This is a genomic window from Streptomyces sp. NPDC051561 (genome assembly GCF_044454195.1).
GTDB lineage: Bacteria > Actinomycetota > Actinomycetes > Streptomycetales > Streptomycetaceae > Streptomyces.
The window spans coordinates 1-3,498 of the sequence record NZ_JBITDM010000058.1 but is presented as its reverse complement, the minus strand read 5'-3'; the positions used below and the strand labels follow the sequence as shown (position 1 = coordinate 3,498).

The following is a 3,498-nucleotide window of genomic DNA, read 5'->3' as shown; positions in this document are numbered from 1 at the left end:
CCCGCCCGCGCCGGCCCTCGGGCGCGCGCGCCCCCCCCCCCCCCCCCCACCCCCCCCCCCCCGGGGGGCCCCCGGGGGCCGCCCCCCGGGGGCGGAACGGGCGGGCAAGGGGGCGGCCCCCGACGGAGTCGCACCCCACCCGCCCCGGCCCACCCCGACCCCGTACCCCCGAAAACCCAAAAAGGGGCCAAGGGAACCCCCTTGACCCCCACCCCCTCGGTAGGAGGCACCCCCCTCCTACGCCAACAACCCCCTCAGCGGAAACACCGCCCTCCGCACCCCCAACACCGCCTGATCCACCCGATCCCCCGGGTCATACCCCTCCTCCCACCCCCTCCACCGAGGCGTCCTCCCATCCGTCATCCTCCCCGGCCCCCGCCCCTCCCCCCGCGTCCGCGCATACACCTCGTCCCGCCAAGCCTCCGGAATCACCGACTCCGGCTCAACCGGCCGATGCGCCGCGATCCCCACCAAATGCGTCCACGACCGCGGCACCACATCCACCACCGCATATCCCCCGCCCCCCAGCGCCAGCCACTTCCCGCCCTCCACATACGCATGCGCCAGGTCATGACACGCCGCCTGCACCGCCCGCTGCGCATCCAGCGAAACCGCCAGATGCGCCAACGGATCCTCGAAGTGCGTATCCGCCCCGTGCTGCGTCACCAGCACCTGCGGTTGGAAGTCCGCCAACAACTCCGGCACCACCGCATGAAAGGCCCGCAGCCACCCCTCGTCCCCGGTCCCCGCCGGCAACGCCACATTGACCGCACTCCCCTCAGCGGCCCCGTCCGCCCCGGTCTCCTCCGGCCACCCGGACGAAAACGGAAACAAAAACCGCGGATGCTCATGCACCGAAATCGTCAGAACCCGCGGATCCTCCCAGAACGCCGTCTGCACCCCGTCCCCGTGATGCACATCCACATCCACGTAGGCGACCCGCTCCACGCCCATCTCCAGCAGCCGCGCGATCGCCAGCGAAGCGTCGTTGTAGACGCAGAACCCCGCCGCCGCTCCCGGCATCGCATGGTGCAGCCCACCCGCGAAGTTCACCGCATGCGCCGCGTCCCCCCGCCACAACGCCTCGGCAGCGCCCACCGACTGCCCCGCGATCAACGCGGCAGCCTCATGCATGCCCTTGAAGGCCGGGTCGTCCTCCGTCCCCAGCCCGTACGCCGGATCCGCCGCCCGCGGATTCTCCGACGCCGCCCGCACCGCCGCCACATAGTCCTCGCGATGCACCAGGTGCAACGTCGAGTCCCCAGCAGCCGGCGCCGCCACCACATCAACAGCCCCATCAAGCCCATAGGCCCGCACCAACCCCATGGTCAGTGCGAGCCGGACCGGATCCATCGGGTGCTGTTCCCCGAAGTTGTACGCCGTTACGGCGTCATCCCACATCAACAGTGCGCGGCCGCTCATGCCCGCCACCGTATCGGTCGCCCTCCGGCGCGAAGGAGCGGGCATACACCAGCGTCACCAGCACCATGGCCATCGGCACCAGCATCGCCCCCCGATAGCTCCAGGCGTCTCCGAGCGCCCCCACCAACGGCGAACCGATCAGGAACCCCACGTAATTGAAGATATTGAGCCGCGCCACCGCGACATCGCTCGCCCCCGGGAACATCCGCCCCGCCGCCGCGAAGGTCTGCGGCACGATCACACAGAGCCCGAACCCCAGCAACGTGAATCCGAGCATCCCCACCCACGCCCCCGGCGCCGCCGCCACCACCGCGAACCCGAGAGCCGCGACCACGGCCCCGGCCCGCACCACCGCGACCGCCCCGAACCGCCGCACCCCGAAGTCCCCGACGGTCCGCCCGATCAGCGTCGTCACCATGTAGACGTTGTACGGAACGGTCGCCAGCGCCTCACTCGAACCCAGCACGTCCTGGAGGTACTTGGCACTCCAGTTGGAGACGGTCGAGTCCCCGATGTACGCGAAGGTCATCACCAGGCACAGCGGCATCAGCAGCTTGAACGAGAAGCCCGCCGCAGCCGCCTTCCTGCCTGCCCCCTCCGCCCCGCCCCGGCCCTCCTCCTTGGCATCGGCGCCCTTGGCATCGACGTACCAGCGGCTCCCGATCAGCGCGGCCGGCAGCAGCAGACACACCGCCGGCAAGTAGGTGCTCAGCAGCGACAGATGCCAGTGCGCCCCCACCCACGCCAGCGACGCCCCGGCGATCCCGCCGAGGCTGTACGCCGCATGGAAGCCGAGCATGATGCTTCGCCCGTACGCCCGCTGGAGGCTGACCCCCAGCATGTTCATGGACGCGTCCAGCAACCCGACGGACAGCCCGAACACCCCGAGCGCGACGGCCACTTGCCACATTTCGCGCCCGAGTCCGACCCCGATCAACGCGAGCAGGACCACCGGCTGGGACCACCGCAGCACCGCCGCCGCACCGACTCGCTTCGCCAGCGCCTCGGCGACCACACTGCCGACCCCCGCGAGGATCGGCACCGCAGCCAGGAAGACCGGCAGTACCGAGTCGGATATCCCGTACTGGTTCTGGAGGGCCGGTATTCGGGTCACGAGGACGGCGAAGGCCACCCCCTGGGCGAAGAAACTCAACGCCAATGAGGCCCTGCCGTACCGCAGGCGCGCATCTGTCATGACCGCAGAGCGTACGACTCCCGGCTACTCATGGGTAGATGGATCACGCACCCAATATGACCTGCGCCTCAGATCAACAACCCCGGAAGTTCAGCCATATCCGAAAAGTAGCCGGTCGCCCCGGCCAGCCGCTCGGCCGGCGTCATCGCGGTGAACCCGAGGACGTCCATCCCCGCCGCGTTCGCCGCCCGCACCCCGAGCGGACTGTCCTCGACCACCACACACCGCTCCGGCGCCACCCCCATCTGCTGGGCGGCGTACAGAAACAGGTCCGGCGCCGGCTTTCCCTTCCCCACGTCCTGCGAGCTGAACAGCCACTCGTCCTCGAACCACTCGTCGAGCCCGGTCCGCCGGTGGGCCACCCTGATCCGCTCGTGCGTCCCGGAGGACGCCACACAGTACGGAACCCCGTCCGCGACCAGCTTTCCCAGTACGTCCTCGATTCCCCGCACCGGCTGGAGCTCCCGCTCGAAGGCCTCGAAGATCCGCCCGTGCAGCGTCTCCTCGAAGTCCGCCGGCAGCTCCTGCCCACTCCTCTCCCGCACCAGGTCGTGCACCCGGTGCACGGCGGCCCCCATGTAGTCCCGCAGGGACTCCTCGTACGTCGTGGGGTGCCCGAGCTCGGTCAGATACCCGGACAGGATGGTGTTGGAGAGCGGCTCACTGTCCACGAGGACGCCGTCATTGTCGAAGATCACCAGGTCGTAGCGCATGGTTCGACCCTAAACGCAAAAAAGCCGCAGGCCCCGAGTCAAAACGACTCGGGGCCTGCGGCTTTTATAAAATTTGTTCGGCGGCGTCCTACTCTCCCACAGGGTCCCCCCTGCAGTACCATCGGCGCTGAAAGGCTTAGCTTCCGGGTTCGGAATGTAAACCGGGCG

Annotated in this window: 3 protein-coding genes and 1 rRNA gene; all 4 read right to left on the bottom strand. The window is 69.4% G+C overall.

The annotated features are described in order from the left end of the window. Window positions 1-237 precede the first annotated feature (237 nt). Window positions 238-1,422, bottom strand: a complete 1,185-nt coding sequence (locus ACIA73_RS41880) for an acetoin utilization protein AcuC (protein ID WP_399444274.1) — start codon at window positions 1,420-1,422, stop codon at window positions 238-240. After that, on the bottom strand, window positions 1,391-2,617 hold the full coding sequence (locus tag ACIA73_RS41875; protein ID WP_399444273.1) for an MFS transporter: 1,227 nt from the start codon (window positions 2,615-2,617) through the stop codon (window positions 1,391-1,393). Before ACIA73_RS41875 ends, ACIA73_RS41880 begins: the two co-directional genes overlap by 32 nt. A 68-nt stretch (window positions 2,618-2,685) precedes the next feature. Beyond that, window positions 2,686-3,330, bottom strand: coding sequence for an HAD family hydrolase (locus tag ACIA73_RS41870; RefSeq protein WP_399444272.1), 645 nt, complete (start codon window positions 3,328-3,330; stop codon window positions 2,686-2,688). A gap of 75 nt (window positions 3,331-3,405) precedes the next feature. Continuing rightward, a 5S ribosomal RNA gene (rrf, locus tag ACIA73_RS41865) occupies window positions 3,406-3,498 on the bottom strand; the annotation flags it as partial.

Bases quoted from the DNA above. Each gene is read 5' to 3' on its own strand.
- ACIA73_RS41880 (WP_399444274.1), bottom strand. From the start codon at position 1,422: ATGAGCGGCCGCGCACTGTTGATGTGGGATGACGCCGTAACGGCGTAC.
- ACIA73_RS41875 (WP_399444273.1), bottom strand. From the start codon at position 2,617: ATGACAGATGCGCGCCTGCGGTACGGCAGGGCCTCATTGGCGTTGAGT.
- ACIA73_RS41870 (WP_399444272.1), bottom strand. From the start codon at position 3,330: ATGCGCTACGACCTGGTGATCTTCGACAATGACGGCGTCCTCGTGGAC.